This is a genomic window from Phenylobacterium sp., assembly GCF_030654915.1.
Taxonomy (GTDB): Bacteria; Pseudomonadota; Alphaproteobacteria; order Caulobacterales; family Caulobacteraceae; genus Phenylobacterium.
In genome coordinates this window covers 1-2,913 of record NZ_JAURWM010000372.1, presented here as the reverse complement: position 1 = coordinate 2,913, position 2,913 = coordinate 1, and the positions used below count along the sequence as shown (strand labels likewise).

Genomic DNA, 2,913 nt, shown 5'->3' with positions numbered 1-2,913 from the left:
GGATAAGGTCCTGAAACGATAGAGGCTTTTTGGCTGACATAGGGCTGGTTTCGCAGGCGCAAAAAAAGTCGGCGGACCATAGGGCCCGCCGACCTTCCCTTCAAGGCGGAAAGCCTTGCTCTATTTGCCTTGGGGTTTGGTGTTGCGCCCGGTCGCCGAGAGCGGCGGGAACTTGGCGCGATTTTCCGGCGTATCGGCGACCGGCCCGTTGGTCACACGGTGAACCGTCACGCCTCCGCTGTCCACGCTGGTCGTCACTTGAACGCCCGCGCTCTGCGCCGGAGGCTGGGCAGGCGGAGCTTGCTGGGGTTGGCTGGCGGGCTGCGCGTGGGCAGCCCCGGCCGCCAGAGCCATCGCGGCGGCGGCGCAAATCGTCTTTATCAACTCTCATCCCTCCAATTGGCGGCCCAGATCACAACCAGACCGTGCGAGTAGAGAGCGTTCAGAGATCACGTTTGTTCCGGCCAAGCTCAAGCCTCCGCCCGATGTGCGAGGCAGAATGAATCGTCGGTCCGACGCGGTCGTCACGGCGGACCGCCTGATCCTAGTTGCCGCGCGGCTTGGTGTTCCGGCCGGTCTTGGAGAGCGGCGGGAACTTGGCGCGGTTCTCAGGGGTGTCGGCGACCGGGCCGTTGGTGATGAGCCGGGTGTTCGCCGCGATCGCCGTCGCCGAGGTGTCGACGCCGGCGCTCATCGCATCAGCGCTGACCGGTGGGTTTGACATGGACTGGCTGGAACTGTCGGTCCCCATCTGAGAGGCGGCCGCCGGAGCGGCGGCAGGCTTAGCTTGCTTTTTGCCGTCGCCGGCATGCGCCCCGCCAGCCAGCAGAGCCAGGGCCGCCGTGGCGGTGAGCAGAGTTCTGATCATCATTTCGTCGTCTCCGAATGATGGCCCGCCCCCCCGCAACCGGGCCGCGCAGTCATCAAGCGTTCAGCAGTGGCGTTAGTTCCCCCCTTCATAACCGCGCTTTGGGGAGGGCGGCGGCGTTCACGGGCGCGTGAAAGCCCCACCCCGAGGGACCGCCAGACAGCGCCTGGAGCGCCAGAACGCCGCTAAATTGGGCGCCATAACGCCGATCTGCCCAGCAAACGCGCGGCGAGCGCCTTTTCCTTGATCAGAGGTTACCAAGCACGGCCGCAAGCCCCGCCCCCCGATAGCGTCGTCTAGCCGTCGGAGGGGGAGTGAGCTGTGTCTCCCGGCGGAGCGGGACAACACGAAGGGCGCATCCCCTGGCTTACAGGGCGCGCGGGAGCAGGCGATGAAATTGATCATAGCGATCGTCAAACCCTTCAAACTGGACGACGTGCGCGAAGCGCTCGTGGGCGCCGGCGTCGAGGGGCTGACGGTCTCGGAAGTCAAAGGCTACGGCCGGCAAAAGGGTCAGACGGAAATCTACCGGGGGGCAGAGTACCAAGTGAATTTCGTTCCCAAGGTGAAGCTGGAAGCGGTCGTCGACGACTCCGCCGCCGGCAAGGCCGTCGAAGCCATCAAGGCCGCGGCCGCCACGGGCAAGATCGGGGATGGCAAGATCTTCGTCCTCAACGTCGAGGACGCAGTGCGAATTCGGACCGGAGAGTCCGGCACGGCCGCGCTCTAGGCGCCGTCGAACTCATCGGGACAAGGGGATCACGACAATGAAAAAATCTGGACTGCAAAAGCTGACGGGCCTGGTGCTCGCCGCCATGCTCGCGGGCGGAGTGCTCGCCCCGGCGGCGGCCATCGCCCAGGACGCCGCTCCGGCCCCGGTCGCCGCCGAGGCCACGCCTGCGCCGGCGGCGATCGAGGCGCCTGCCGCGGTGGCGGAGGTCGCTCCGGCGCCCGCCCCCGAGGAAGCGGACAAGCCGACCATCGACACTGGCGACACTTCCTGGGTGCTGACCTCCACGGCTCTGGTCCTGATGATGACCATTCCGGGCCTGGCCCTGTTCTACGGCGGCATGGTGCGGCGTAAGAACGTCATCGCCACCGTCGCCCAGTCGTTCGCGATCACCGCGGTGATCTCGGTCGTCTGGATGATCGCCGGCTACTCCCTGTCCTTCAGCGCCAACGGCAATGAAGGACTGAACAAGGTGATCGGCGGGCTGGGGAACATGTTCCTGTCCGGCGTGACCATGGAGAGCACGAACAGCCTGGCCGCCACGATCCCGGAATCGGTGTTCGTGATGTTCCAGATGACCTTCGCGATCATCACCCCGGCCCTGATCGCCGGCGCCTATGCCGAGCGCATGAAGTTCTCGGCGGTGCTGGTGTTCACCGTGCTCTGGTCCCTGTTCGTCTATGCGCCGACCGCCCACGCGGTTTGGGGCGGCGGCTTCCTCGGCGGGGCTGGCGTGCTCGACTTCGCCGGCGGCACCGTGGTTCACATCAATGCTGGCGTCGCTGGCCTGATCTGCGCCCTCGTGCTTGGCCGTCGCAAAGGCTACGGAACCGAGAACATGGCTCCGCACAACCTGGTCCTGACCATGATCGGCGCCAGCCTGCTGTGGGTCGGCTGGTTCGGCTTCAACGCGGGTTCGGCCGTCGGTGCGAACTCCCTGGCCGGTATCGCCATGCTGAACACTCAAGTGGCCACGGCCGCGGCCGCCATCGCCTGGATGGTCATCGAGTGGGTCGAGCGTAAGAAGCCCGGCATGCTGGGCCTCGCCTCCGGCGCGGTGGCTGGTCTGGTCGCCATTACTCCGGCCGCTGGCTTCGTGAACCCGCAAGGCGCGCTGATCATCGGCCTGCTGGGCGGCGCAGGCGGCTACTTCGGCGCGGTGTGGCTGAAGCGCCTGCTGAAGTACGACGACAGCCTGGACGCCTTCGGCGTGCACGGCATCGCCGGCATCATCGGCGCCCTGCTGACCGGCGTCCTCGCCGACCCGGCCGTCAACGCCCTGGGCGAAGGCGCGAGCCTGATGACCCAGTTCTAC

General features: G+C 66.5%; 4 protein-coding genes. 2 read left to right on the top strand and 2 right to left on the bottom strand.

The window, feature by feature from the left end:
* Positions 1 to 120: 120 nt before the first annotated feature.
* Both Q7T84_RS19220 and Q7T84_RS19215 read right to left on the bottom strand, forming a co-directional pair.
* The gene (locus Q7T84_RS19220; RefSeq protein WP_304812207.1) at positions 121 to 384 is read right to left on the bottom strand and encodes a hypothetical protein; all 264 of its coding nucleotides are present in this window, start codon (positions 382 to 384) and stop codon (positions 121 to 123) included.
* Positions 385 to 544: 160 nt separating this feature from the next.
* The gene (locus tag Q7T84_RS19215) at positions 545 to 871 is read right to left on the bottom strand and encodes a hypothetical protein (protein WP_304812205.1); all 327 of its coding nucleotides are present in this window, start codon (positions 869 to 871) and stop codon (positions 545 to 547) included.
* A 388-nt stretch (positions 872 to 1,259) separates the two neighbouring features.
* Between Q7T84_RS19215 and Q7T84_RS19210 the strand changes: the two genes are divergently transcribed.
* Both Q7T84_RS19210 and Q7T84_RS19205 read left to right on the top strand, forming a co-directional pair.
* Positions 1,260 to 1,598, top strand: a complete 339-nt coding sequence (locus Q7T84_RS19210; RefSeq protein WP_056736988.1) for a P-II family nitrogen regulator — start codon at positions 1,260 to 1,262, stop codon at positions 1,596 to 1,598.
* 37 nt (positions 1,599 to 1,635) lie between these two features.
* Positions 1,636 to 2,913 (top strand): ammonium transporter (locus Q7T84_RS19205; protein WP_304812199.1); only part of this gene is annotated, 1,278 nt, incomplete at its 3' end.

Excerpts from the sequence above, each read along its gene's own strand:
- Q7T84_RS19210 (WP_056736988.1), top strand. The coding sequence starts at position 1,260 with ATGAAATTGATCATAGCGATCGTCAAACCCTTCAAACTGGACGACGTG.
- Q7T84_RS19215 (WP_304812205.1), bottom strand. The coding sequence starts at position 871 with ATGATGATCAGAACTCTGCTCACCGCCACGGCGGCCCTGGCTCTGCTG.